Origin of the sequence: Microbispora sp. H10836 (genome assembly GCF_012999525.1) — a bacterium.
Taxonomy (GTDB): Bacteria; Actinomycetota; Actinomycetes; order Streptosporangiales; family Streptosporangiaceae; genus Microbispora.
In genome coordinates this window covers 516562-541747 of the sequence record NZ_JABBWU010000002.1, presented here as the reverse complement: position 1 = coordinate 541747, position 25186 = coordinate 516562, and the positions used below count along the sequence as shown (strand labels likewise).

At 71.3% G+C, this 25186-nt stretch carries 24 protein-coding genes; 7 read left to right on the top strand and 17 right to left on the bottom strand.

Annotated elements, in window-relative coordinates; all coding sequences use genetic code 11:
- Positions 1-20: 20 nt before the first annotated feature.
- From HHX30_RS07155 to HHX30_RS07125, 7 genes are all read right to left on the bottom strand, one after another.
- Positions 21-626 (bottom strand): helix-turn-helix domain-containing protein, encoded by a 606-nt coding sequence (locus HHX30_RS07155; RefSeq protein WP_310741915.1) that lies wholly within the window; start codon positions 624-626, stop codon positions 21-23.
- Positions 627-814: 188 nt separating this feature from the next.
- The gene (locus tag HHX30_RS07150; protein WP_169980585.1) at positions 815-2425 is read right to left on the bottom strand and encodes a cation acetate symporter; all 1611 of its coding nucleotides are present in this window, start codon (positions 2423-2425) and stop codon (positions 815-817) included.
- On the bottom strand, positions 2422-2766 hold the full coding sequence (locus HHX30_RS07145) for a DUF485 domain-containing protein (RefSeq protein WP_169980583.1): 345 nt from the start codon (positions 2764-2766) through the stop codon (positions 2422-2424). Before HHX30_RS07145 ends, HHX30_RS07150 begins: the two co-directional genes overlap by 4 nt.
- 180 nt (positions 2767-2946) lie before the next feature.
- Positions 2947-4422, bottom strand: coding sequence for a cation acetate symporter (locus HHX30_RS07140; RefSeq protein ID WP_311922162.1), 1476 nt, complete (start codon positions 4420-4422; stop codon positions 2947-2949).
- Positions 4423-4435: 13 nt separating this feature from the next.
- Positions 4436-4867, bottom strand: coding sequence for a hypothetical protein (locus HHX30_RS07135; protein WP_249349730.1), 432 nt, complete (start codon positions 4865-4867; stop codon positions 4436-4438).
- Between the two features lie 19 nt (positions 4868-4886).
- Positions 4887-5636: a LytTR family DNA-binding domain-containing protein gene (locus HHX30_RS07130; RefSeq protein WP_169980581.1), complete on the bottom strand. Its 750-nt coding sequence runs from the start codon at positions 5634-5636 to the stop codon at positions 4887-4889.
- A 149-nt stretch (positions 5637-5785) separates the two neighbouring features.
- Positions 5786-6964, bottom strand: a complete 1179-nt coding sequence (locus tag HHX30_RS07125) for a sensor histidine kinase (protein WP_169980579.1) — start codon at positions 6962-6964, stop codon at positions 5786-5788.
- A 120-nt stretch (positions 6965-7084) separates the two neighbouring features.
- Here HHX30_RS07125 and HHX30_RS07120 point away from each other — a divergent pair, with 120 nt between their 5' ends.
- Entirely contained in the window at positions 7085-7444 is a 360-nt protein-coding gene (locus HHX30_RS07120; protein WP_169980577.1) for a hypothetical protein, read from the top strand.
- Positions 7445-7494: 50 nt separating this feature from the next.
- Here HHX30_RS07120 and HHX30_RS07115 read toward each other — a convergent pair whose 3' ends face one another.
- The 7 genes from HHX30_RS07115 to HHX30_RS07085 form a co-directional block, all read right to left on the bottom strand.
- A complete protein-coding gene (locus tag HHX30_RS07115) occupies positions 7495-8400 on the bottom strand; it encodes a haloalkane dehalogenase (protein WP_169980575.1) in 906 nt (301 codons plus the stop codon).
- A gap of 112 nt (positions 8401-8512) precedes the next feature.
- Positions 8513-8950: an HIT family protein gene (locus HHX30_RS07110; RefSeq protein ID WP_310741913.1), complete on the bottom strand. Its 438-nt coding sequence runs from the start codon at positions 8948-8950 to the stop codon at positions 8513-8515.
- Positions 8947-10107: an acyl-CoA dehydrogenase family protein gene (locus tag HHX30_RS07105; protein ID WP_169980573.1), complete on the bottom strand. Its 1161-nt coding sequence runs from the start codon at positions 10105-10107 to the stop codon at positions 8947-8949. Before HHX30_RS07105 ends, HHX30_RS07110 begins: the two co-directional genes overlap by 4 nt.
- Positions 10107-10625 carry a MaoC family dehydratase gene (locus HHX30_RS07100; protein ID WP_169980571.1) on the bottom strand — a complete coding sequence of 173 codons (519 nt, stop codon included), beginning with the start codon at positions 10623-10625 and terminating at the stop codon, positions 10107-10109. The genes HHX30_RS07105 and HHX30_RS07100 overlap by 1 nt, the downstream gene beginning before the upstream one ends.
- 431 nt (positions 10626-11056) lie before the next feature.
- Complete coding sequence (locus tag HHX30_RS07095) at positions 11057-12061, bottom strand: YihY/virulence factor BrkB family protein (protein WP_169980569.1); 1005 nt, start codon at positions 12059-12061, stop codon at positions 11057-11059.
- Positions 12058-12999 (bottom strand): DUF3618 domain-containing protein, encoded by a 942-nt coding sequence (locus HHX30_RS07090; protein WP_169980567.1) that lies wholly within the window; start codon positions 12997-12999, stop codon positions 12058-12060. Before HHX30_RS07090 ends, HHX30_RS07095 begins: the two co-directional genes overlap by 4 nt.
- Positions 12996-13394: a phage holin family protein gene (locus tag HHX30_RS07085; protein ID WP_169980565.1), complete on the bottom strand. Its 399-nt coding sequence runs from the start codon at positions 13392-13394 to the stop codon at positions 12996-12998. Before HHX30_RS07085 ends, HHX30_RS07090 begins: the two co-directional genes overlap by 4 nt.
- A gap of 441 nt (positions 13395-13835) precedes the next feature.
- On the opposite strand from HHX30_RS07085, the gene HHX30_RS07080 reads away from it, so the two are divergent.
- The 3 genes from HHX30_RS07080 to HHX30_RS07070 all read left to right on the top strand — a co-directional run bounded on the left by HHX30_RS07080 (position 13836) and on the right by HHX30_RS07070 (position 19362).
- Positions 13836-16235 (top strand): glycoside hydrolase family 48 protein, encoded by a 2400-nt coding sequence (locus tag HHX30_RS07080; protein WP_311922161.1) that lies wholly within the window; start codon positions 13836-13838, stop codon positions 16233-16235.
- Between the two features lie 153 nt (positions 16236-16388).
- Positions 16389-18815 (top strand): glycoside hydrolase family 9 protein, encoded by a 2427-nt coding sequence (locus tag HHX30_RS07075; RefSeq protein WP_169980561.1) that lies wholly within the window; start codon positions 16389-16391, stop codon positions 18813-18815.
- 154 nt (positions 18816-18969) lie between these two features.
- On the top strand, positions 18970-19362 hold the full coding sequence (locus HHX30_RS07070; RefSeq protein WP_169980559.1) for a cellulose binding domain-containing protein: 393 nt from the start codon (positions 18970-18972) through the stop codon (positions 19360-19362).
- Between the two features lie 192 nt (positions 19363-19554).
- On the opposite strand, the gene HHX30_RS07065 is transcribed toward HHX30_RS07070, so the two are convergent.
- The 3 genes from HHX30_RS07065 to HHX30_RS07055 form a co-directional block, all read right to left on the bottom strand.
- Positions 19555-19818, bottom strand: a complete 264-nt coding sequence (locus HHX30_RS07065; protein WP_169980557.1) for a hypothetical protein — start codon at positions 19816-19818, stop codon at positions 19555-19557.
- Between the two features lie 133 nt (positions 19819-19951).
- Positions 19952-21460, bottom strand: coding sequence for a HAMP domain-containing sensor histidine kinase (locus HHX30_RS07060; protein ID WP_311922160.1), 1509 nt, complete (start codon positions 21458-21460; stop codon positions 19952-19954).
- Between the two features lie 10 nt (positions 21461-21470).
- Complete coding sequence (locus HHX30_RS07055) at positions 21471-22199, bottom strand: response regulator transcription factor (protein WP_283246692.1); 729 nt, start codon at positions 22197-22199, stop codon at positions 21471-21473.
- A 149-nt stretch (positions 22200-22348) separates the two neighbouring features.
- Between HHX30_RS07055 and HHX30_RS07050 the strand changes: the two genes are divergently transcribed.
- From HHX30_RS07050 to HHX30_RS07040, 3 genes are read left to right on the top strand one after another with little or no spacing between them, the layout of a single operon-like run.
- Positions 22349-23722, top strand: a complete 1374-nt coding sequence (locus tag HHX30_RS07050) for a ferredoxin reductase family protein (RefSeq protein WP_311922159.1) — start codon at positions 22349-22351, stop codon at positions 23720-23722.
- A gap of 21 nt (positions 23723-23743) precedes the next feature.
- Positions 23744-24409 carry an FMN-binding protein gene (locus HHX30_RS07045; RefSeq protein WP_211591647.1) on the top strand — a complete coding sequence of 222 codons (666 nt, stop codon included), beginning with the start codon at positions 23744-23746 and terminating at the stop codon, positions 24407-24409.
- Complete coding sequence (locus HHX30_RS07040; protein WP_311922157.1) at positions 24406-25173, top strand: FAD:protein FMN transferase; 768 nt, start codon at positions 24406-24408, stop codon at positions 25171-25173. The genes HHX30_RS07045 and HHX30_RS07040 overlap by 4 nt, the downstream gene beginning before the upstream one ends.
- Positions 25174-25186 lie beyond the last annotated feature (13 nt).

Genomic DNA, 25186 nt, shown 5'->3' with positions numbered 1-25186 from the left:
GGCGGCCGGCCCTGTTCCGGTCAGTGCAGGGCGTGGGCGATCAGCTCCGCGACCGCGTCGGGGTCGATGTGGTGGCCGGTGAGCAGGCAGATGCTCTCCTGGTAGAGCAGGACCGCGGCGAAGGTCGCGGCGGCGGCCTCCAGCCGTGCGGCGTCACCACGCCCGCCCGGCAGGGCGAGCTCCAGGGCGAACCTGGCCCGGCGGATGATCTCGGCGTTGAGACGGCCGAGCCGCTCCCGTACGGACAGGTGGGTGTCGGCCTCCCGGAACAGGATGCGCCGCATCGCGGGGGACGCGCGCAGCGGCAGCCTGCGGGCGAGCCGCGACAGCGCGCCCGCCGCGTCGCCGGGGACCGCCTCGACCTCCTCCTCGACCACCACGGTGCGCTCGTCCACCAGCGAGATCAGTACGTCGATCTTGCGGGGGAAGTAGTGGAAGACCAGGCCCTTGGGCACGCCGGCCAGTTCGGCGATGCGCGCGGTCGGCGTGGCCTCGTAGCCGCCGCCCGCGAACAGTTCCTCGGCGGCGTCGAGGATGCGGGTGCGGGCGTCGCCGTCGGGCGGCCGCATCCCTCTCCGCGAGCGCGAACGCGACCACGCCTTGGCCGTCTGGAGAGGGCTGTCCACGGACCGAACCATAACCAGAGCGGGTGCCCCAACACCATGACGCGAGGGACAGGGCACGCATACGCCCGGCCGCGCCTCGCTGCGGTGGGTGGCGCAGCGCGCGCGGCCGGGCGTGTGGGGGTGCCGGCCCCCGGCGGCGGTGTGTGGCACCGCCGGGAGGCCGGCGACGTACGGCCGGGAACCCGGTGTCAGTGGCTCGTGGCCTTCTCGGCTCCGAGGCCGGTCAGCGAGCGGACCTCGATCTCCGCGTACTTCGGAGCGTTGTACTCCTTGCTCAGGATCGTGCCGAGGTAGCCGCACAGGAAGCCGATCGGGATCGAGAAGATGCCCGGGTTCGACAGCGGGATCAGGTGGAAGTCGGCGTCGGGGAACATCGACGTCGGCGCGCCGGAGACGACCGGCGAGAAGATCACCAGCACCACGGCGGAGACCAGGCCGCCGTAGATGGCCGAGACCGCGCCCGCCGTGTTGAACCTCTTCCAGAACAGGCTGTAGAGGATCGCTGGCAGGTTGCCCGACGCGGCGACCGCGAAGGCCAGCGAGACGAGGAACGCCACGTTGAGCGACTGGGCGAAGATGCTCAGCGCGATCGCGACCGCGCCGATCACGAACGCGGCGATCCGGGCGACCACGACCTCCTGGCGCTCGGTGGCGCCGCCCCGCTTGAACACGTGCGCGTACAGGTCGTGGGCGAAGCTGGAGGAGGACGCGAGGGTCAGGCCCGCGACGACCGCGAGGATCGTGGCGAACGCCACCGCCGCGATGACCGCGAGCAGGACCGTGCCGCCCACATCGCCGAAGAGGTCCTCGCCCACCTTCTGGGCGAGCAGCGGGGCCGCCGTGTTGCCGGCCTTGTCGGCCTCGGCGATCGTCTTCGAGCCCACCACGGCCGCGGCGCCGAAGCCGAGCACCAGCGTCAGCAGGTAGAACACGCCGATGATGCCGATGCCCCACATGACCGACTTGCGGGCGTCCCTGGCGGTCGGCACCGTGTAGAAGCGGATGAGGACGTGCGGCAGGCCGGCGGTGCCGAGCACCAGGGCCAGGCCGAGGCTGATCAGGTCGATCTTGCCCCAGACGCCCTGGGCGTCGGTGCCGTACTTGAGACCGGGCTTGAGGAACGCCTCGCCCTTGCCGCTCGCGCTCGCGGCGTCGCCGAGCAGCCCGGACAGGTTGAAGCCGAACTTGCCGAGCACGAGCAGGGTGATCAGCGCCGCGCCCACCATCAGCATGACGGCCTTGACGATCTGCACCCAGGTGGTGCCCTTCATGCCGCCGAACACGACATAGATGATCATCAGCAGGCCGACCGCGATGATCGTCCAGATCTTGCCGGCCTCGGAGTGGACGCCGAGCAGCAGGCCGACGAGCGCGCCCGCGCCGACCATCTGCGCGAGCAGGTAGAAGATGCTCACGACGATCGTGGACACGCCGGCCGCCGTACGGACCGGGCGCGGCGACATCCGGAACGCCAGCACGTCGGCCATCGTGTACTTGCCGGAGTTGCGCATGAGCTCGGCGACCAGCAGCAGCGCCACCAGCCAGGCGACGAGGAAGCCGATCGAGTAGAGGAAGCCGTCGTAGCCCGACAGCGCGATGATGCCGGCGATGCCGAGGAACGACGCGGCCGACATGTAGTCGCCGCCGATCGCCAGGCCGTTCTGCAGGCCGCTGAACGATCGGCCGCCGGCGTAGAAGTCGGACGCGCTCTTGGTGTTGCGGCTGGCCCAGAACGTGATGGCGAGCGTACCGGCAACGAAGACCACGAAGAGGATCGTGGACAGCGTCTCGTGACTCACTTGGCGCCCTCCCCGATCTCGTCACGGCTCTCGGCCTCGCCGCGCAGCTCGTCGGCGATCGGGTCGAGCTTGGCCGCCGCGTGCCGCGAGTACGCCCAGGCGATCAGGAACGTCGAGACGAACTGCAGCACGCCGAAGACGAGGGCGACGTTGATGTTGCCGAACAACTTGGCGCCCATGAAGTCCCGGGCGAACCCGGAGAGCACCACATAGAGCAGATACCACGCCAGGAAGGCGACGGTCATGGGGAAGGCCCAGGAACGGTAGCGGCGGCGCAGCTCCTGGAACTGCTCACCCGCCTGTATACGCTCATAAACCGATGGATCGTGCTGGACGGTCACAAGATCTCCTCCGGCAAAGTGATCTGAATCACTTCAACGTAGGAGCGCGACGCGTCCGCCGACGAGTCCCGACGCCCGCCGCGTCGCCCAGCCGTACCGCCCGCTCGTTCACATGGCGCATCCGTGCGACGAATGGTCGTTTGCACGCGCCGAGTGGTCCGGCGGCCGCCGCCGGACGAACTACATGTACCGCGGGTGCCAGTCACCGCGGTCGACGTTCAGCGTCTCCGGCGTGTGCAGGCGGACCATGGTGCGCGCGACGCCGCGCGGCACCCGCGACGGCGTCAGCAGCGACACCACCACCATGACCGTGAACGACACGGGCACCGTCCAGGCCGCCGGCTGGGCCAGCAGCGACCCCGCCCAGCCGGTGTGCGGGCCGCCGGTGATGGTGACCACGACCGCCGCGCAGGCCAGCCCTCCGCCGGCCAGCAACCCCGCCATCGCCCCCGCCGTCGTCAGCCTGCGCCACCAGATGCCGAGCACGAGCAGCGGGCAGAACGACGAGGCGGCCACGGCGAACGCCAGCCCCACCACGGTCGCCACCGGCAGCGAGCGGGCCGCGCCGGCCAGCGCGAGCGGCACGAGCACCGCGAGCACGGTCGCGACGCGGAACGCGCGCACCCCGCCGCGCAGGATGTCCTGCGCGATCACCCCGGCGACCGACACCGTCAGCCCCGACGACGTCGACAGGAACGCCGCGAACGCCCCCGCGGTCACCAGCGCGGTCAGGAACTCGCCCACCGGCCCGCCGACCAGCCGGCCGGGCAGCGCGATGACCACGGTGTCGCTCTCCGGCATGCCGTAGACGTGGCCGAGGTAGCCGTACACGGCGGGCATCAGGTAGAAGGCGCCGAGCAGCGTCAGCACGAGGAGCGTGGTGCGGCGGGCGGCCCGGCCGTCGGGGTTGGTGTAGAAGCGGACGAGCACGTGCGGCAGCCCCATCGTCCCGAGGAACGTCGCGAGGATCAGCGAGTACGTTTCGTAGACCGGGTGCTCGCGGCCGTGCAGCGGCAGCGCCCACTCGTCCCCCGGGGCGAGCCCCGGCGTTCCGTCGGACCACCAGGCCACGAGCATGAACGCCAGCGGCACCGCCAGCGCGGTCAGCTTCAGCCAGTACTGGAACGCCTGGACGAAGGTGATCGACCGCATGCCGCCCGACAGCACGTTGGTCGCCACCACCACCGCCACCAGCAGGCTGCCCGCCCACGGCGGCGCCCCGGTGATGGTACCGAAGACCAGCCCGGCGCTCTGGAACTGCGGCATGAGATACAGCCAGCCGATCAGCACGACGAGGACGCTCGACAGCCGCCGCACCGTCATCGACTCCAGCCGCGCCTCGGCGAAGTCGGGCAGGGTGTAGGCCCCCGACCGCCGCAGCGGCGCCGACACCAGCACGAGCAGCACGAGATAGCCGCCGGTCCAGCCGACCGGCAGCCACAGCATGTCCGCGCCGAAGGTGAGGATCAGCCCCGCGACGCCGAGGAAGGAGGCCGCCGACAGGTACTCGCCCCCGATCGCCGAGGCGTTCCACAGCGGCGAGACCGTGCGCGAGGCGACGTAGAAGTCCGACGTGGTGCGGGACATCCGGATGCCGAACGCGCCGATGAGCACGGTCGCCAGCATCACCAGGACGACCGCGGCGATCTGGCTCACCGGCGTACCGTCCTCACCGGCGCTCCACGAGGTCGGCGAAGTCCCGCTCGTTGCGCTCGGCCTGCCGCACGTACAGCCAGGCGCCCGCGACGAGCGCCGGGTAGACCAGCCCCGCGAGCACGACCCACGGCAGCGGCAGCCCGAACAGGTGGACCGCGCGCAACTCCGGGACCAGCAGGAACAGCAGCGGCAGGCCGCCCACGACGCAGGCCAGCACGGTGCACACGAACAACGCCAGGCGGAACTGGGTCCGCACCAGCGAGCCCATGTAGACCTCGCCCAGGCGGGTCTGCTCGTCGATCTCCCGGGTGAGCGGGTGCCGCGGCCTGGGCGCCGCCGCCGTGCGGGGGCTGGTCACCGTCACCCTGCGCGGCTTTCCGCTCGGCGCCGTCCCCTCGCCCTGTCCGCGCGCGCCTGCCGCCGCCCTGCGGGGCTTGCCGGTCACCGCCCGGGCTCCGTGGCGCTCACCGGGCCTGGCCCTTCCTGGCTCGGCGGACGAGCAGGTCGCGCAGCTCCCGGGTGTGGCGGCGGCTCACCGGGATCTCGGTGTCGCCGACCCGCACCACGCACTTGCCCGAGTCGATGTGCAGCTCGTCGATGTGCTTCACCGCGACGAGGTGGCTGCGGTGGACGCGCAGGAACCCGGCCGACGCCCAGCGTTCCTCCAGCGTGGCCAGCGGGATGCGGACCAGGTGACTGCCGGTCGCCGTGTGCAGCCGCGCGTAGTCGCCCTGCGCCTCGACGTAGCGCACCTCGGTGCTGGCCACGAACCGGGTGACGCCGCCCAGCTCGACCGGAATCGTGTCCGCCTGCGGTCCCTCTCCCTGCTCGCCCCGGCTGCCGCACACCCGGCGGATCGCCTCGGCCAGCCGCTCCGGCCGTACGGGCTTGAGCAGGTAGTCCTCGGCCTTCAGCTCGAACGCGTCGACGGCGTGGGCCTCGTACGCCGTCACGAAGACGATCTTCGGGGGCCGGGTGAACTGGGTCAGCAGCCGCCCCAGCACCACCCCGTCGAGCCCGCGCATGCGGATGTCGAGGAAGACCGCGTCCACCGGCCTGCCGTCCGCGATGGCGCGGTCGAGCAGCCGCAGCGCGGCGGCTCCGTCGCGGGCGGTGAGCACGTCGCCGATCCGGGGGTCCGCGCGCAGCAGGTAGGCGACGTCCTCCAGCGCGGGCTGCTCGTCGTCCACCGCCAGGACCCGCAGACCGCTCACGATCACCCCTTTCGCACCGACCGATGCCTAAGAGGGTGATGACCGGAACGTGCGGAAGTCAACGCCTCCCCATCACGACCGCATCACGGCTGGGATCGCGGCGGGCCGAGCTCAGCCCGGACGACGGCGGAGCCGAGATGATCCTCGGCTCAGGTCCGGACGCCGGGGTGATACTTGGGGACCCGTACGGCGACCTTGGTGCCGGCCCCCTCCCCGGTCTCCACCACGAGGCCGTACTCGTCGCCGTAGACCTGGCGCAGCCGCTCGTCGACGTTGGCCACGCCGATGCCGCCCGCGCCCGAGCGGTCCTCCCCCGCCAGCACCCGCCGCAGCCGTTCGGGGTCCATACCGACGCCGTCGTCCTCGACGGTGATGACGCACTCCGCGCCGGCGTCCTCGGCGACGATCGTGATCCGGCCCACGCCCGGCTTGGCCTCCAGGCCGTGCCGTACGGCGTTCTCCACGAGCGGCTGCAGGCACAGGAACGGCACGGCCACGGGCAGCACCTCCGGCGCGATGCGCAGCGTGACCTGGAGCTGGTCGCCGAACCTGGCCCGCTCGAGCGTGAGATAGCGGTCGATCGAGCGCAGTTCCTCGGCCAGGGTGGTGAAGTCGCCGTGCTGCCGGAAGGAGTAGCGGGTGAAGTCGGCGAACTCCAGCAGCAGTTCCCTGGCCTGTTCCGGGTCGGTGCGGACGAACGACGCGATGGTGGTCAGCGAGTTGTAGATGAAGTGGGGCGAGATCTGCGCCCGCAGCGCCCGGACCTCCGCCTCCATCAGCATGGTCCGGGAACGGTCGAGCTCGGCCAGCTCCAGCTGGGAGTCCACCCACCTCGCGACCTCCTGCGCCGCCCGCACGAGCCCGGCCGAGGCGTGGTCGCCGTACGCCGCGAGCGAGCCGACGACGCGGTCGTCTGTGGTGAGCGGGACGACGACGGCGTGCCTGACGGGGCACTCGGGCCGCGCGCAGTCGAGCGCGAGCACCTGGGTGCGGCCGTCCTTCAGCGTCTCCGCGGCGTGCTCGAACGCGTCGGCCGCGTGGTGGTCGCCCGCCCCGTCGTAGACGAGCAGCTCCTCCACGCTGGTGACGGCGATGGCCGGGGAGCCGAGCAGCTCGCGCAGGTGCCGCGACGCCTTGAGCGCCCCGGCCTGGGTGAGCCCGGCGCGCAGCGGCGGCGCGGCCAGCGACGCGGTGTGCAGCGTCTCGAAGGTCGCCCGCTCGGCGGGGCTGCTGCCGAGGTCGCGCCGGCCGCGCAGCACCCGCCACAGCACGACGGCCGGCACGGTGACGAGGACGGCGACGACGAGCGCGGTGACGACCGGTTCCACGCCGCCGCAGCCTACCCCCCGTCCGCCGCCCGCCCGCTCGCGCGGCGGTGAACGGTCGTCATCGCGCGCCGGGACGCTCGGGCGAGCGCGCCCGATCCGCGGCCCTTCAGGCTCGTCCTCATGAAGGCGGACGACCCCGCCGAGCGTGTCACCATCGCCGTCGGGGTTCTCATCATGGATCTCGCCCTGCTGATGGCCACGGGGTTCGCCATCGACTGGGCGCGCGACCGCGGCGTGCTGTGCGACGGCGCCTCGGTGCTCTGCTCGGGCGGGGACCCCACTTTCGCGCAGTGGACGGCGGAGATGTCCTTCCGCTCCACCGTCGCCTACGGCTCCTACGGCGTCATGGCCGCGATCCTGGCCGCCAGTCTGGTCGTCGCCGGGCGGCGTGGACGCAGGGGAATCGTGGTCATGCAGCTCACGGCCCTCGTGGTCGTGGCGGTGCTCGCGATCCTGTGGAGGCCGTACCGGGAGGCGTGACGAGCTTCGCGCGGCGAAGACGGCTCCCCCGGCGGTGGCGGTCCCGGGGGCTACCGGGCGGGCGTCTTGTGGACGAACGCGGCGACGGCCTCGCCCAGCTCGCGGCCCGCGTCCTCCTGCAGGAAGTGGCCGGCGTTCGCGATGACGGGGTGGTCGAGCCCGGCCGCGCCGCGCATGGCCCTCTTCAGGATCGGCGCCATGCCGCCGGTGATGGGGTCGCGGTCGGAGAACGCGACGAGGAACGGCAGGTCGAGACGGGTCAGCGTCTCCCAGGCGGCGCGGTTGGCGGGGGCGGCCGGGTCGCCGGGGGTGATCGGCACCAGGCCCGGCATCGCCCGCGGCCCCGCCTTGAACTCCTCCGAGGGGTACGGCGCGTCGTAGGCCCGCCGTACGGGCTCGGGCAGCTCGGCGACGCAGCCGGACTGGACGAACCGGGCGATGTCGAGCACGGGCGCCTTCTCGACGGCCTCCCGGAAGCGGTGCCACACCTCCGGCATCGGGATGTCGCCGGTCGGCAGGCCGGTGTTGGCGGCGACGACCCGGGCGAACCGGTCCGGATGCTCGGCCACGAGCCTCAGCCCGATCAGCCCGCCCCAGTCCTGGCCCACCAGCGTCACGCCCCGGAGGCCGAGCGCGTCGAAGGCGAGCGACCGCACCCACTCCACGTGCCGGGCGTAGGTGTGGTCCTCCAGGCGGGACGGCTTGTCCGAGCGGCCGAAGCCCACCAGGTCGGGGGCGACGGCCCGGCAGCCCGCCTCGGCCAGCACGGCCATGACGTGCCGGTAGAGGAACGACCAGCTCGGCTCCCCGTGCAGCAGCAGCACCGGCGGGCCGTCCGCGGGACCCGCCTCGACGTACGCCATCCGGGCGCCGCCGGTCACCTCGGCGTAGCGGGGTTCGTGGGGGAAGTCCGGCAGCTCGGCGAAGCGCTCGTCGGGGGTACGCAGGAAATCCATGCTGCTGTCCTTTACGACGTAGATTTGTCGGATACGACAGGGTCGGCGGGGCATGTGACGCGGCGCCTGGAACGGGCGGGCGATGCCTCCGCCCGCCAGGGCTGTCCGGGCTTCATCGAGGACCCGCGGGCGCGTCCAGCGCGGCGCGGATGCGGACGGCGTAGTCCTCCATCTCGGCATCGCCGTCGTATTTGACGCGGGGCCAGAAGAAGCCGCGCAGGCCGTCCTTGCGGTTGCGCGGCACCACGTGGACGTGCAGGTGGGGCACGCTCTGACTGATCCGGTTGTTCATCGCGACGAACGTGCCGGCCGCGCCGGTGCCCGCCTCGACCGCGCGCGCGACGGCCTGGACCCGGCTGAAGAACGGCCCGACCGATTCCGGCGGAAGGTCCGGCAGGGTCTCGGCGTGGCCGCGCGGCACGACGAGCACGTGCCCCTTGAACACCGGCCGGGCGTCGAGGAAGGCCGCCGCGACCTCGTCGTCCAGCACCACGTGGGCGGGCCGCTCCCCCGCCGCGATCTCGCAGAACACGCAGCCGTCCACGGTCACCAGCCCAGCATGGCGTCGCCCTCGACGAGGGCCTTGGCGATGATCAGCCGCTGCACGTCGTTGGTGCCCTCGCCGATCGCCATGAGCGGCGCGTCCCGGTAGAGGCGCTCGACCACGAACTCCTGCGAGTAGCCGTACCCGCCGTGGACCCGCATCGCCTCCATGGTCGCCCGCAGCGCCACCTCCGAGGCGAAGTATTTCGCCATCGCCGCCTCGCTGCGCACCGGCCCCGCCGCCGACCTCGTGGCCGCCCAGTACGTCATGAGCCTGGCCGCCTGGATCTCGGTCGCCATGTCGGCCAGCTTGAGCTGGATCGCCTGGAAGCCCGCGATCGGCTGCCCGAAGGCGTGCCGCTCGCGGGCGTAGCCCAGGGCCGCGTCGTAGGCGCACTGGGCGACGCCGACGGCCCGGGCGGCGATGTTGAGGCGGCCGAGTTCGAGCGCCGACAGCACCTGCTGCATGCCGCGCCCCTCCACGCCGCCGAGCAGCCGGGACGCCGGCACCCGCACGCCGTCGAGGACGACCTCGCACGTCTCCGTGCCCTTGTAGCCCAGCTTGGGCAGGTCGCGGCTGACGGTCAGGCCCTCGCTGCCGGCGTCCACGAGCAGCACCGACATCCCGCGGTGGGCGGGCGTCTCGATCGAGGTCTTCACCAGGACCGGCAGCGGGTCGGCGTGCCGCGCGTTGGTGATCCACGTCTTGGTCCCGGTGACGACGTAGTGGTCGCCGTCGCGGACCGCCCGGGTGGCGATGCCCTGCAGGTCGGTTCCCGCGCCCGGCTCGGTCAGCGCGATCCCGGTGCGGCGGGCGCCGGTGGCCAGGTCGGGCAGGTAGTGGCGGCGCTGCTCCTCGGTGCCGTACTTGGCGATCATCCAGGCGGACAGCGAGTGGGAGCCGAGCACCCCCGCCACGCCCATCCAGCCCCGGGCGATCTCCTCGAAGACGAGGGCGAACGACACCCGGTCGAGGTCGAGCCCGCCGTACTCCTCCGGGATCGTGATGCCGAACAGCCCCAGCTGCGCGAACCGCTCGACGATCTCCGCCGGGTAGCGGCCCGTGCGCTCCCACTCCGGCGCGACGGGGACGATCTCCTTGTCCACGAACTCCCGCAGCGTCTGCCGGAACAGCCGCTGGTCCTCGTTCAGCTCGAAGTCCATCACGCCTCCATCGGGCCGGTCTTGGCGCGCGGGAAGTATCCCTTGTCGTGCGGCGCGTCGCGCTTGTAGACCATCACCGAGCGCCGCCAGGACATCACCTCGTCGCCGTCCTGGTTCAGCCCCCGGGTCCGGCAGGTGACGATGCCGGCGTACGGCCGGGACCTCGACTCGCGCTTGTCGACGACCATCGACTCGGCGTAGAGCGTGTCGCCCACGAAGACCGGATGGGTCAGCCGGATCTCGTCCCAGCCGAGGTTCATCATGGCCGTCTGGCTGACGTCGATGACCGACAGCCCGAGCACGATCGCCACCGAGAGCCCCGAGTTCACGATGATCTTCCCGGCCGGAGACCCGGCGGCGAAGTGCGCATTGAAGTGGTTCTGGTTGGTGTTCATCGTCAGCAGCGTGAACCAGGTGTTGTCGGCCTCGCTGATCGTCCGGCCGAGCGGGTGCTGGTAGACGTCGCCGACCACGAAGTCCTCGTAATAGCGCCCGATGCGGGCTTCATGGACCGTCACACCAGAATACTATTCTGGATCTTCCCGCCGCAGGGGACCGACGGCACCGGTTCTCCAACGTTCGGAATTGTTCCGGACATGCACAGACCTGGCATCCGTGACTCGTGTCTCCAACAGTGAGGATTGCTTCGCGCGGGCTTCACCGCAGTGGAACGCGGCCGAGCCCGGACGCGCGACAGATCCCCCTACCGAGACTCGAAAAGGAGCTCGTCATGCGCCGACGTATCGCCGCCGCCGTTCTCACCGCCCTCATGTCCATCGGCGTCACCGCCGCAATCGCCGCGGCGTCGGCCACGCCGGCCAGCGCGGAGTACTACTGCTGCTGACCGGACCCCGGCCCCGTCGTCTCCCGTGCCGGGAGAAGGCGCAGGAAGGCCCGGCGCAGGGCCGGGCCTTCCGGGGCTTCCAATGCGATGACGCCGAGGGCGGCCTCAGCGCGCGTCGGTCTCCTGGCGCGCTTCGCGCCGCGTCTCGGGCACCTCGCCCAGGCCTTCCTCGGGTTCGGGGTTCTTCGGGGGATCGCGGGGGTCGACGTACGGCTCCGCCGGGGACTCACCATCCGCGATCTTGCGGCCGCGCTGGAGCTCGGCGTCGAGTTGGGCGCCGCTGAGGATGACGATGTTCGACAGCCACAGCCAGACGAGGAAGACGACGACGGCCGCGAGCGTGCCGTACGTCTTGTTGTAGGAGCCGAACCGCGCGACGTACAGCCCGAAGCCGGCGGACACCACGACCCAGGCCACGACGGCGAACACGCTGCCGGGGCTGAGCCACCGCACGCCGGGCTGGCGGACGTTGGGCGCGGCGTAGTAGAGCAGCGTGATCATGCCCGCCGCGAGCAGCACGAGCACCGGCCACTTCACGATGCCCCAGACGGTGACCGCCGTCGGCCCGAGGCCGATCAGGTTCCCCGCGATCTCGGCGAGCCGGCCGGTGAAGGTGACGGCGAGCGCGGAGGCCGCCATCAGGATCACCAGCAGGAGCGTCAGCCCCACCCGGAGCGGGGTCACCTTCCAGAACGGACGGCCCTCGCGGATGTCGAAGATCGCGTTGGTCGCCCGGATGAACGCACCCATGTAGCCGGAGGCCGCCCACAGCGCGAGCAGCAGACCCGTGACCGCGAACACCCCGGCGGTGCCCTGGTGCTCCTGCACGTTGGCGAGGCCGGTCTGCAGCATCTGCTGGACCGGCCCCGGCGTCAACGACTTGATGTTCCCGAGCAGCGGTTCCGTGGCGCTCTGGCCCAGCAGGCCGAGTATCGACACCAGCACGATCAGCCCGGGGAAGATCGAGAGGACGGCGTAGTACGTCAGCGAGGCCGCCCAGTCGGGAACGTTGTCCTCCTTGAACTCCTTGGCCGTGCGTTTGACGACTCCGATCCAGTCGCGACGCGACAGCCTCTCGAGCGGCCCCTGCTCGTCCTCGGGGTCGGTCATCGGTGGGCGAACCTCCGCATGAGCGTGTGACGTGGATGCGAGAACATCCGGCGGCCGCCGAACATGCGGCTCCGGCCGAAGATGCCGCGCATTCCCCTGCCGCCGAACATGGTCTTCCGGCCGAACGCGCTCATCCCGCCGAAGCCGCGCTTACCACCGGGCATGCGCAGCCCACTGAACGCGCTCTTCCCGCCGGGCACGCGCAGCCCGCCGAAGGCGCTCTTCCCGCCGAACACGCCCTTGCCACCGAGCGGGCCCAGGCCGCCGACCCTCTTCTTGGCGCCGAGCATCCGATATCCGCCGACCGGCTTGCCGGTCTTTCCGGAGGTCCCGAGCCTGCCCATCCCCCGGCCCATGCGGCCTCCGCCGAACCCGCGGGCCTTCGCCGGCATGCCCTGCTTCTGGAACATGCCGGACACGCCCGGCCTCGCCGTACGGCCCTGGCTCCGGGTGATGACGCGGCGGAGCAGCAGCAGCGCGGTCCCCGCGACTCCGGCGGCGGCGACCACGCCGGGACGGCGCCTCGCCTGTTCGCCCACCTTGCCGGCGGCTCCGCGCACCGGCTCCGGCGTGGCCTCGCGCACACGGCCGGTGACTCCGGCGACCCTGGCCCGCGCGGCGGCGGTGGTCGCGTGCACGCGCTCCTGCGCCCGCGCCTTCACGTCGGCCTTGGCGGCCAGGGCCTCGATCGTGTCGCCGAGGTGGTCGCGGGTCCGTTCGATCTCCTGGCGGACCTCGGCGATCTCGTCGTGGCCCTTCTTCTCGTCCTCGCCCTTGGTCTCGGTGTCCCGGGCCGCGGCGACGGGTTCGGGACCGGGCCGCGACTGCCGCACGGCGTTCAGCGACTCCGGCTCGGTGACCGGCTCGGACACGTCCTGTCTGTGCACACCCACGGCACCGGCGTTCGGCCGGGCCGCTCCGGGGTCGGTCTCGGTCATCTGCGCGCACTCTCCTTCATGACGTCGATGTCTGCTTTGAGGCTGCGCATCGCCTCGTCGGGAGTGGGCGGCGCCGCGCGGGACACCTGCTCCTTGCCCACCAGGGCGAGCAGCCCGGCGAGTGCCAGCAGCGCGGCGCCTACGATCAGGGCGCTGCCCCACGCGGGCAGCACCAGTGCGAGCGCCAGGATCGCCGTGGCCACGAGGGCTCCCCCGCCGTAGAACGCGATGAGACCCGCGGCTCCGAGCAGGCCCGCGCCCATACCCGCGCGTTTGCCCTTACGCGTCATTTCAAGCCGCGCCAGCCGCAGTTCGTCGCGGATCAACCGGGAGACGTCCTCGGACAGCCGTCGGACGAGTTCGCCCGTGGACAGCGACTCCTTCTGGATGGTCATGGCCTGCCTCCCTTCCAGGGTTGGGAAGCGCCTACCCGCAGCCGAGAGCCCTAACCACCGGCCACGGCGGGCTGAACGGCCGGGCCGTTACAGATGAAAGTTTCAGTTATGAAATCTCGCCACATCCGTCAGGGAGGGGCAAAAGACCAGCAAGGGGCCCCGGCTCACCGTGCGGCGGGGTCACCGGGTGAGGCGTCGGCAACCTGTCATTGACATACGGGGGGCCCAATCCACAATCCTGTGGTGGGAGCGCTCCCATCCTACCGGTTCAGATTCACCCTTGCCCGCATCGGCCGTGAAATCCGCTACCTGGGATTTCTCCATCCGATGCTCCCACCCCCAACCCACTTTGGAGACCCTCCAAAAATGAGAACGAGAGCTCTTAGTACGGGAGCGCTCCCACGATCGCGGAGACCGCTGGCCCTGCTGGCGGCCGCCACCGTGAGCGGCGGCCTCCTCGTCGGGCTGGCGCAGACCCCCGCGTCCGCCGCCGTGGCCTGCGACGTTCAGTACGCGCTCAACTCCTGGGGTTCCGGCTCGGGCGGTTTCACGGCCAGCCTGGACATCAAGAACCTTGGCGACCCGGTCAACAACTGGACGCTCCGGTTCACCTTCCCCGACGGACAGAGGCTGTCCAACGGCTGGTCGGCCAACTGGAGCCAGAGCGGCACCACCGTCACGGCCACGAACATGTCCTGGAACGGCAGCCTCGGCACCGGTGCGACGACCAACATCGGGTTCCAGGGAACGTGGACCGGCAGCAACAACAAGCCCGCCTCGTTCTCCATCAACGGGGTGACCTGTGGGGCGACCGTGAGCCCCTCCCCGCCCGTGAGCCCGTCGCCGTCCCCGTCGCCGTCGGCCTCTCCCTCGGCCTCGCCGTCCGCTTCGCCCTCCGCCTCTCCCTCGGCGTCGCCGTCCGCGTCGCCGTCGGCGAGCCCCTCGCCGGGAACCAACCAGTACATCAACAACTTCATGACGATGTACAACAAGATCCACGACCCGGCCAACGGGTACTTCTCGCCGCAGGGCGTGCCGTACCACTCGGTCGAGACGCTGCTCGTGGAGGCGCCGGACCAGGGCCACGAGACGACGTCCGAGGCCTACAGCTACTACCTGTGGCTGGAGGCGATGTACGGCAAGGTCACCGGCGACTGGTCGAAGTTCAACACCGCGTGGCAGTCGATGGAGAAGTACATCATCCCGGCGCGCGCCGACCAGCCGACCAACGACAAGTACGACCCCAGCAAGCCGGCGACGTACGCGGGTGAGTGGAACGACATCTCGGGGTACCCGTCCAAGCTCGACAGCGGCGTCAGCGTCGGCACCGACCCGATCGCGAACGAGCTGAAGAGCGCGTACGGCACCTCCGACATCTACGGCATGCACTGGCTGCTGGACGTCGACAACACCTACGGCTTCGGGCGTTGCGGCGACGGCACCACCAAGCCGGCGTACATCAACACCTACCAGCGCGGCCCCGAGGAGTCGGTCTTCGAGACCATCCCGCAGCCGTCGTGCGACACCTTCAAGTTCGGCGGCCCGAACGGGTTCCTCGACCTGTTCACGGGTGACGCGTCCTACGCGAAGCAGTGGAAGTACACCAACGCGCCGGACGCCGACGCCCGCGCCGTCCAGGCCGCCTACTGGGCGCTGACCTGGGCGACCGAGCAGGGCAAGCAGTCGCAGATCTCCACCTCCGTGGCCAACGCCGCGAAGATGGGTGACTACCTGCGCTACTCGATGTACGACAAGTACTTCAAGCAGCCGAACTGCACCAGCACCTCCTGCCCGGCGGGCACCGGCAAGAACGCGTCGAACTACCTGCTGTCCTGGTACTACGCCTGGGGCGGCGCGACCGACACGTCGGCCGGCTGGGCGTGGCGCATCGGCTCCAGCCACAACCACTCGGGCTACCAGAACCCGATGGCGGCCTGGGCGCTGTCGAACGTCAGCGCGCTGAAGCCCAAGGGCTCGACCGCGGTCACCGACTGGTCGACCAGCCTCACCCGCCAGCTGCAGTTCTACAAGTGGCTGCAGTCGGCCGAGGGCGGCATCGCCGGCGGCGCGACCAACAGCTGGGAGGGCCACTACGCCGCCCCGCCGTCGAGCCTGCCGAAGTTCTTCGGCATGGCCTACGACTGGCAGCCGGTCTACCACGACCCGCCGTCCAACCAGTGGTTCGGCTTCCAGGCCTGGAGCATGGAGCGCGTGGCGGAGCTCTACTACGCCACGGGCAACGCGGACGCCAAGGCGATCCTCGACAAGTGGGTCAGCTGGGCGCTGGGCGGCACCACGGTGAACTCCGACGGCACCTTCCAGATCCCCTCGACGCTGGTGTGGACCGGTCAGCCGGACGCCAGCTTCAGCGGCACCGGGATGCCGCCGGCCAACACCGGCCTGCACGTGACCATCCGGGACTACACCGACGACATCGGCGTGGCCGGCTCCTACGCCAAGACGCTGATGTTCTACGCGGCCAAGGCGAACCACGCCCAGGCCAAGGCCACGGCCAAGGCTCTCCTGGACGGCATCTGGAAGAACAACCAGGACGCCAAGGGCGTGTCGGTCAACGAGACCAAGGCCGACTACAACCGCCTCGACGACCCGATCTACGTCCCGTCCGGCTGGAGCGGCAAGATGCCGAACGGCGACACGATCAACAGCAGCTCGACCTTCATCTCCATCCGGTCCTGGTACAAGAACGACCCGGACTGGCCGAAGGTCCAGTCGTACCTGAACGGCGGATCGGCCCCGGTCTTCCGCTACCACCGCTTCTGGGCGCAGACCGACGTCGCGACCGCGCTCGGACAGTACGGCCTGCTCTTCCCCAACGGCTGAGCGGGTCCCCGTGAGCCGGGGTGCGGTGTCGCCTGACCCTTCACCGCACCCCAAGGAAGTGTCCCCGCGGGACACGACCGAGTAAGCCGGGGCGCGGCGGCGCCTGACCCGCCGCCGCGCCCCCGACCCCCCACCTATGTGAGGCACATCTCCATGCGGCGTACGTTCCCGGCACTGGCGGCGCTGATCATCTCCACCGCGGTCGTCCCGGCCGCGGTCCCCACCTCGGCTTCCGCGGCCCCCGCGTACAACTACGGCGAGGCGTTGCAGAAGTCGCTCTTCTTCTACGAGGCCCAGCAGTCCGGCAAGCTGCCGTCCACCAACCGCGTCACCTGGCGCGGCGACTCGGCGCTGAACGACGGCAAGGACGCCGGGCTCGACCTGACCGGCGGCTGGTTCGACGCCGGCGACCACGTCAAGTTCGGCCTGCCGATGGCGGCGAGCACCACGATGCTCGCGTGGGGCGCGGTCGAGTACCGCGACGCCTACGCGTCCTCGGGCCAGCTCACCTACCTGCTGAACAACCTGCGCTTCGTCAACGACTACTTCGTCAAGGCGCACCCCTCCCCCAACGTGCTGTACGGGCAGGTCGGCAGCGGCAACCCCGACCACGCCTGGTGGGGACCGGCCGAGGTGCTGCCGATGAGCAGGCCCTCGTACAAGATCGACTCCTCGTGCGGCGGGTCCGACCTCGCCGGTGAGACCGCGGCCGCGATGGCGGCCTCCTCCATGGTCTTCCGGCCCACCGACCCCACGTACGCCGACAAGCTCCTCACCCACGCCAAGCAGCTGTACTCCTTCGCCGACACCGTGCGGGGCAAGTACAGCGACTGCATCACCGACGCGGCGAACTTCTACAAGTCCTGGAGCGGGTACAACGACGAGCTGGTGTGGGGCGCCATCTGGCTCTACCGCGCCACCCAGGACGCCTCCTACCTCGCCAAGGCCGAGTCGTACTACGCCAACCTGGGCACCGAGTCGCAGTCGACGACCAAGTCGTACAAGTGGACGATCGCCTGGGACGACAAGTCGTACGGCTGCTACGCGCTGCTGGCGAAGCTGACCGGCAAGCAGCAGTACACCGACGACGCCAACCGCTGGCTCGACTGGTGGACGGTCGGCGTCAACGGCCAGAAGGTCAACTACTCCCCCGGCGGCCAGGCCGTGCTCGACACGTGGGGCTCGCTGCGCTACGCCGCCAACACCGCCTTCGTCGCGCTCGTCTACAGCGACTGGCTCACCGACGCCACGCGCAAGGCCCGCTACCACGACTTCGCCGTCCGCCAGATCAACTACGCGCTCGGCGACAACCCGCGCAAGTCGTCGTACGTCGTCGGTTTCGGGAACAACCCGCCGCGCAACCCGCATCACCGGACCGCGCACGGCACCTGGACCAACAACCTGAACGGCGAGCCCGCGCAGAGCCGGCACATCCTGTACGGCGCGCTGGTCGGCGGCCCCAAGTCGCCCGACGACGCCTACACCGACAGCCGGGCCGACTACACGATGAACGAGGTCGCCACCGACTACAACGCCGGCTTCACCAGCGCGGTGGCGCGGCTGTACAAGGAGTACGGCGGATCCCCACTGGCGAACTTCCCGGTCGCGGAGACCCCCGACGGCCCGGAGATCTACCTCCAGGCGGCGGTCAACGCCACAGGCCAGAACTTCACCGAGATCAAGACGATGGTCTACAACCACTCGGCCTGGCCCGCCCGTGCGCTGACCGACGGATCGTTCCGCTACTACTTCACCCTCGACGGCGACACCACGCCGAGCCAGATCACCCTGACGGCGAACTACAACCAGTGCAAGCCGCCGACCGGGCCGACGCAGTTCTCCGGCAAGGTCTACTACGTCACGATCGACTGCTCCGGGCAGACCATCGCGCCGCAGGGTCAGTCGGAGTCGCGGCGTGAGGTGCAGTTCCGCATCGCCAGCGCGGGCAGCTGGGACCCGTCCAACGACTGGTCGTACACCGGGGTGTCCACCACGCCGTCCACGCCGGTGACGGTGCAGAACATGACGCTGTACTCGGGGTCCACCAAGATCTGGGGCAACGCGCCGGGCGCCGAGGCGTCCCCGTCCCCCAGCCCCTCGGTCTCCCCGTCGCCGTCCCCGTCCCCGTCCCCGTCCCCGTCCCCGTCGCCGTCGCCCAGCCCCTCGGTCTCCCCGTCGCCCAGCCCGTCGCCGACGCCGACGTGCCCGCCGGCGAACGGCGGCAGCCCGTGCGAACCGCCGCTGTCGCCCTCGCCGTCGCCCAGCGCGACGGTGTACGGCAAGGCCTGCACCGCCACGTACAAGGTCACCAACTCGTGGCAGGGCGGCTTCCAGGCGGACGTCACCGTAAGCAGCTCCGGTACCACGGCCATCTCGGGCTGGACGGTGGGGTGGTCGTTCCCGAACGGCCAGACCGTCTCCCAGCTGTGGAGCGGCACCGTCAGCCAGAGCGGCTCGAACGTCACGGTGAAGAACCTGTCCTGGAACGGCAGCCTGAACCCCGGCGCCACAACGAGCTTCGGCTTCACCGGCAACGGCTCGGGCACCGCCCCGTCGACCCTCACCTGCACCCCCGCGTAGCCCGCGCTCCCGGGCTCGCCCAAGTCGCCCGCCTTCCCCGGATGGACCCCTCTCCGGGGAAGGCGGAGCACCAATCCGCATCGCGGACCGACCGGCATGGGCCGGATGGTCCGGCGTCCCGGCGACGACCGGGCAGTGCGAGGAAGGGAGATCGATGATCAGGAAGGCGATCACCACGGCGGCCCTGGTCCTGGTGTCCACCGGGATCGCGGCCGTTCCGGCGTCCGCGGACTCGATCGGCTGCGCGGCGAGCTACACGATCACCAGCACCTGGCCCGGGACCACCACGCTCGGACAGGTCACCGTGACCAACACCGGTTCGTCCGCCATCAAGGGCTGGCGTGTGTCGTGGCGCTACACCGACGGCAGCGTCGTCACCCAGGTGTGGGGGGCCGTCCCCCTCCCGGTGATCGGCATAGTCGGCACCTATGCGTTCGGCAACGAGAGCTACAACGGCGATCTCCCCGTCGGCGGCTCGACCGTCTTCGGCTTCGCCGCCCGCCTGGGCGGTGGAAGGGCGCCGGACATGACCTGCACGCCCGCCTGACCCGCACGCCCACCTGACCGGCGGGACCCGGCGACCTCGCTGGACCCGGTAAGAGACAGGCGACCGGGCAATCCCCGGGCCGCGTGATCAATAGACACATGGACGATCCCCCGGGACAAACTCCCGGGGGATCGTCGTCTTCCGCTATACGAACATGACGCAACCGGACCTGTCACACCATGCCAAGCCGGATCACCACGACTCGGGAGGCAGATTCACGTCGCCGACACGGTCGTAGATGATGGTCTCGTCCGCCAGTCTGACGACCACCACGCGGCGGGCGAGTCCCGCTCTCTCCAACGCCTTCGCGGACTCCACGGCGTTCTTGGCGTAGTGGTAGCGGTCACGGCTACCGGTGAACGGGCTCTCCCTGTCGCATCTGACCTCATAGCGGTCATCCGGCCATGGGTGTGGAAGCCCGTCAGTAGTGCGGCGCTCGGTAGCGGTCGCGGTCATTGCACACCTCTCTTGTCGCGGAGGGACCTCCGCTCAGAAAGACCCCCCTGCCCCCCCAACGTCTAAGTATTCCTCATATGCAACATTTGTTTCACGGCACCCCCTCGAACAGAGGGCCGAGGACAGCACGATGTCACGCGTCGGGCAGCATGACGCGGAACGCCGTACGGCCGGGACGGCTCTCCACGCCGACGGTGCCGCCGTGGGCCGCCACCACCGCCTTGACGATCGCGAGTCCCAGCCCGCTGCCGCCCGAGGCGCGGGCGCGGGCCTTGTCGGCGCGGACGAACCGTTCGAAGATCTCGCCCTGCAGGTCCTCGGGGATGCCGGGGCCGTCGTCGGTCACGGTCAGCTCGACCCCGTCCGGTCCCGGCAGATCCGGTATCCGGGAACGCAGGGCGACGGTGACGGTCGTACCGGGCGGGGTGTGCGCGCGGGCGTTGCCCAGCAGGTTGGCCACCACCTGGTGGAGCCGGTCGGGGTCCCCGGGCACGATCACGGGCTCCTCGGGCAGGTCGAGCCGCCAGCGGTGGTCGGGCCCGTAGGCGCGGGCGTCGCCGGTGGCGTCGATGGCCAGGCGGGTCAGGTCGACCTCCTCCCGCGCGAGCGGGCGGCCGGCGTCGAGCCGGGTCAGCAGCAGCAGGTCGTCCACGAGCGTGCCCATGCGGGCCGACTCGGCGTCGATGCGCTCGAGGGCGTGCCGTACGCCGCCGGGGACGGCCGCCTCGTCGCGGCGGGCGAGCTGGACGTGGGCGCGGACGGTGGCGAGCGGGGTGCGCAGCTCGTGGCTGGCGTCGCCGGCGAAGGTGCGCATCCGCTGCTCGCTGGCGTGACGGTGGGCGAGGGCCCGCCCCACGTGGCCGAGCATGCGGTTGAACGCCTCCCCCACCTGGCCGATCTCGGTGCGGGGGTCCTCGTCGGGCACCCCGTCGGGCAGCGCGACCTCGCCGTCGGCCAGCGGCAGGCGGGCCACGCGCCGGGCCGTGGCCGCGACCCGGTCCAGCGGGCGCAGCGACAGCCTCACCCACACGGCGCCGGCGATCCCGGTCACGAGCACGACGACGGCGAAAACCCCGATCTCGGCCATCTGCAGGCGCTGGACGGTGGCGCGTACGTCGTCCAGCGGCAGGCCGGTGACGAGCAGTTCCCCATCGTCGTTGCCGACGGCCATCACCCGGTAGTCGTCGAGACCGCCCGAGGACAGGTCCACCGTGTGCCCGAGCCCGTCGGCCGGGACGGCGGCCAGCGTCCTGCGGTCCTTCGCCGACAGGACCGGGTCGTCCCGGCCCACCACGGCGGGCTCGCCCGCCTCGCCGTCCCGCACGAGCACGCCCAGCGTGCCGGGCGCCTGCCCGCGCGAGTCCCCGCGCTCGCCGTACGGGTTGCGCCGGTCTCCGTGCTCGTGCTCCTCGCGTTCCTCGTGGGCCAGGCTCTCCGCGAACCGCCCGGCCGTCATGTACAGCTGCTGGTCGAGTCGTTCGACCATGAACCGTTCGAGCAGGAGGGACGAGGCGGCCCCCGCCGCGGCGCAGGCGAGCACGAGCAGCACCAGCGTGCCCACCACAAGGCGGGCCCGCAGCGTGCGCGGCACCAGGCGAAAGCGGCGCGGACGCGGCGCCCCCGGCCGCGGCGTCCCGGTCACCCGGGCGCCGTCACGGCCGCAGGACGTATCCCACGCCCCGCACCGTGTGGATCAGCGGCCGCCGGCCGGCGTCGATCTTCTTGCGCAGATAGCTGATGTACAGCTCGACCACGTGCGCCTGCCCGCCGAAGTCGTACGACCAGACGCGGTCGAGGATCTGCGCCTTGCTCAGCACCCGCCGGGGGTTGCGCATGAGGAAGCGCAGCAGCTCGAACTCGGTCGGCGTGAGCTCGACCAGCTCCCCGTCGCGCGTCACCTCGCGGGCGTCCTCGTCCATCACCAGGTCGCCCACCACCAGCCGGTCACCCTCGGCGCTGCGCGCCATGCCGGCGCGGCGCAGCAGCCCGCGCAGCCGGGCGAGCACCTCCTCCAGGCTGAACGGCTTGGTCACGTAGTCGTCCCCGCCCGCGGTGATGCCCGCGATGCGGTCCTCCACCGCGTCGCGCGCGGTCAGGAACAGCACGCACACGTCCGGGGCCTCGGCACGCAGGCGGCGCAGCACCTCAAGCCCGTCGAAGTCGGGCAGCATGATGTCCAGCAGCACCGCGTCGGGCTGGAACTCCCGTGCCTCCTTCACCGCCGACGTCCCGTCGCCCGCCGTGCGCACCTCCCAGCCCTCGTATTTCAGCACCGCGCCGAGGACCTCGACGAGGTCCGGTTCGTCGTCGACCACGAGGACGCGTACGGGGTTCCCATCGGGGCGGACCAGACCGGGCTGGTCGTTCGAAGTCTTACGCATGATGGGTCAAGCGTCCTCCCCGCTCACCGGGCGTGCTCTGTGAGCTACCTCAGAGAATCCTATGAATGATCCGCAGATGCCCCGGTTCATAGGAAAACAAGAGGTTCGGTTGGCACGGTGTGCCGGGTGATGACGAAGAGGAGGAATCGGTGACGACCACTCTCCCGGACGCAGCGGTGACGACCGGACACGTGCAGGCGCCACGGCGGCGCGTACGCGCCCGCCCCGAGGCCGTCCTGGCGCTCATCGCCGCGGGCGCGGTCGCGGTCATCGGCATGTGGTGGGCGAACACGCCAGGCGTGGCGGGGCCGGACGACTGGCTGACGAACGCCGGCCGCGTCACCGGGCTGCTCGCCGGGTACGCGATCGCCGTGCTGCTGGCGCTGATGGCCCGGGTGCCCGCGCTGGAGCGCGGCGTCGGCTCCGACCGGCTCGCCCGGTGGCACTCGACGGGCGGCCGCTACGTCGTCGGACTGGCCGTCGCGCACACGCTGCTGACCATCTGGGGCTACGCGCTGACCGACCGCACCGACGTGGTGAGCGAGACGGTCACGCTGAACCTCACCTATCCCGACGTGCTGAAGGCCACCGTCGCGCTGCTGCTCCTGGTGGGCGTCGGCGTCGTCTCCGCCCGCAGGATCCGGCCGAAGCTGCGCTACGAGACATGGTTCCACCTGCACTTCTACACCTACCTGGCCGCGTGGCTGGCCTTCGGGCACCAGCTCGCCACGGGCGCGGAGTTCGCCGTGGCCCCGCTCGCCCGCACCTCCTGGTACGTCCTCTACCTCGGTGTCGCGGCGCTGATCGTGTGGTACCGCTTCCTCACTCCCCTGCGGTTGGCCGTACGGCACCGGCTGAGGGTCTCCCGGGTGGTGCCGGAGACTCCCGGGGTCGTCTCCGTGTACGTGACCGGGCGGCGCCTGGACCGGCTGCGGGCCGAGCCCGGCCAGTTCTTCCGCTGGCGGTTCCTCACCAGGGACCTGTGGTGGTCCCCCAACCCGTACTCGCTGTCCGCCCCGCCCGGGACGGGCGAGCTGCGGATCACGGTGAAGGACCTGGGCGACCAGAGCCGCTCTCTGACCCGCCTGCGGCCCGGCACCCGGGTGGTCGCCGAGGGGCCGTACGGCGCGCTCACCGTGCGGGCCCGCCGGGCGCGCAAGGTGCTGCTCGTCGCGGGCGGCGTCGGCATCACCCCGCTGCGCGCGCTGTTCGAGTCGGCGCCCGCCGCCCCCGGCGACCTGACCCTCCTCTACCGCGCGCGCAGCACCGACGACCTCGTCTTCCGCGGCGAGCTCGAGGAGATCGCCGCGGCCCGCGGCGCGACCCTGCACTACTGCGTCGGCGCCCGGACCGCCGTCGGCGACCCGTTCACGCCCGCGGCGCTCACCGGGCTGGTGGCGGACCTGCCCGGCCACGAGGTGTACGTCTGCGGGCCGGCCGAGATGACGCGGGCCGTCATCACGGCGCTGCGGGCCGCCGGAGTGCCGCACCGCCGCATCCATCACGAGTCGTTCGAGTTCTGACCATCCCGGATTGGAAGTTCCATGCGCAGAGCCATACTGGCCGTGCTCGCGACCGCCGTCGGTCTCGTGCTGCTGCTGTCGTTCAAGCCCCACGAGATGACGGCGCTGGCCCAGCGCCCCGCCGCCGTCACCCAGGGCGACGCCGGAGCGACGGGCGGGCGTGGGGAGGGCCCCGGCGACGGCTTCCTCGGCCGTGACCGCGACCACGACGACGACCACGATGACGACGACGACGAGTTCGACGACGGGGACGGGGACCGCTTGGGCGGGGGCTCCTCGCGTGCCGCCGGTTCCTCCGCTTCCGGTTCCTCCGGTTCCTCCGGTTCCTCCGGTGCCGCCGGTTCCTCCGGTGCCGCCGATCTCACGGGTTCCTGGACCGGGCCGGGCGCCACCGCGGGTGCCACCAGCGGTGAGAAGACCGTCACCGGCGACTCCGCCGACACCCGCTGGGGACCGGTGCAGGTGGCGATCGTGATCTCCGCCGGGAAGATGGCGGGTGTCAAGGTGCTCGACGCCCCGGCGAACAACCACCGCGACATCAGGATCAACAACGAGGCCCTGCCGATCCTGAACGAGGAGGCGCTGTCGGCGCGGTCCGCCCAGATCGACACGGTCTCCGGCGCCACCTACACCAGCGACGGCTACATCCGCTCCCTGCAGAGCGCGCTCGACAAGGCGGGCCTGTGACACGCCACGTCGAGCACGTGATGGGCACCGTGTTCTCCTTCGACGTACGCCCCATCGACGGGCACCACGACGACGGGCGCCACGACGACGAGGCCGGGCCGCGGGTCGCGGCGGCCCTGGCGGAGGCGGTGGCCTGGCTGCACCACGTCGACGCGGTGTTCTCGACCTACAAGCCCGGCAGCCCGGTGAGCCGGCTGGGCCGGGGCGAGATCACCCTGGCCGACTGCCCGCCGGAGGTGGCGGACATCCTCCGCATGTGCGAATCGGTGAGCCGCCTGTCCCACGGCTACTTCACCGCCTGTCCCGGAGGCCGCCTCGACCCCTCGGCCATCGTCAAAGGCTGGGCGGTCGACCGGGCCTCCGTCATCCTGCGTGAGGCGGGCCTGCCCGACCACTGCGTGAACGGCGGCGGAGACGTGCGACTGTCCGGCGCGGCGGCCCCCGGCCGTACCTGGCGGGTCGGCGTCGCCCACCCGCTCCGCCCGGGGGACCTCGCCGCCGTGGTGTCGGGCCACGACCTCGCGGTGGCGACCTCGGGCACGGCCGAGCGCGGGGCGCACGTCCTCGACCCCCACACCGGCCGGCCCGCGACCGAGCTTGCCTCGGTGACGGTCATCGGCCCGGACCTCGCCCTCGCCGACGCGTACGCCACCGGAGCCCTCGCCATGGGCGGCGCGGCCAGGGAGTGGGTGGAGGGACTGGACGGCTACGAGGCCTTCGCCGTCACCGCCGCCGGCGCCACCTGGCACACGTCCGGCCTCTGAGGGGACGACCCGC

Excerpts from the sequence above, each read along its gene's own strand:
- HHX30_RS07120 (WP_169980577.1), top strand. The coding sequence starts at position 7,085 with ATGAAGGCGGACGACCCCGCCGAGCGTGTCACCATCGCCGTCGGGGTT.
- HHX30_RS07115 (WP_169980575.1), bottom strand. The coding sequence starts at position 8,400 with ATGGATTTCCTGCGTACCCCCGACGAGCGCTTCGCCGAGCTGCCGGAC.
- HHX30_RS07105 (WP_169980573.1), bottom strand. The coding sequence starts at position 10,107 with ATGGACTTCGAGCTGAACGAGGACCAGCGGCTGTTCCGGCAGACGCTG.
- HHX30_RS07095 (WP_169980569.1), bottom strand. The coding sequence starts at position 12,061 with ATGACCGACCCCGAGGACGAGCAGGGGCCGCTCGAGAGGCTGTCGCGT.
- HHX30_RS07090 (WP_169980567.1), bottom strand. The coding sequence starts at position 12,999 with ATGACCGAGACCGACCCCGGAGCGGCCCGGCCGAACGCCGGTGCCGTG.
- HHX30_RS07085 (WP_169980565.1), bottom strand. The coding sequence starts at position 13,394 with ATGACCATCCAGAAGGAGTCGCTGTCCACGGGCGAACTCGTCCGACGG.
- HHX30_RS07075 (WP_169980561.1), top strand. The coding sequence starts at position 16,389 with ATGCGGCGTACGTTCCCGGCACTGGCGGCGCTGATCATCTCCACCGCG.
- HHX30_RS07070 (WP_169980559.1), top strand. The coding sequence starts at position 18,970 with ATGATCAGGAAGGCGATCACCACGGCGGCCCTGGTCCTGGTGTCCACC.
- HHX30_RS07065 (WP_169980557.1), bottom strand. The coding sequence starts at position 19,818 with ATGACCGCGACCGCTACCGAGCGCCGCACTACTGACGGGCTTCCACAC.
- HHX30_RS07055 (WP_283246692.1), bottom strand. The coding sequence starts at position 22,199 with ATGCGTAAGACTTCGAACGACCAGCCCGGTCTGGTCCGCCCCGATGGG.
- HHX30_RS07045 (WP_211591647.1), top strand. The coding sequence starts at position 23,744 with ATGCGCAGAGCCATACTGGCCGTGCTCGCGACCGCCGTCGGTCTCGTG.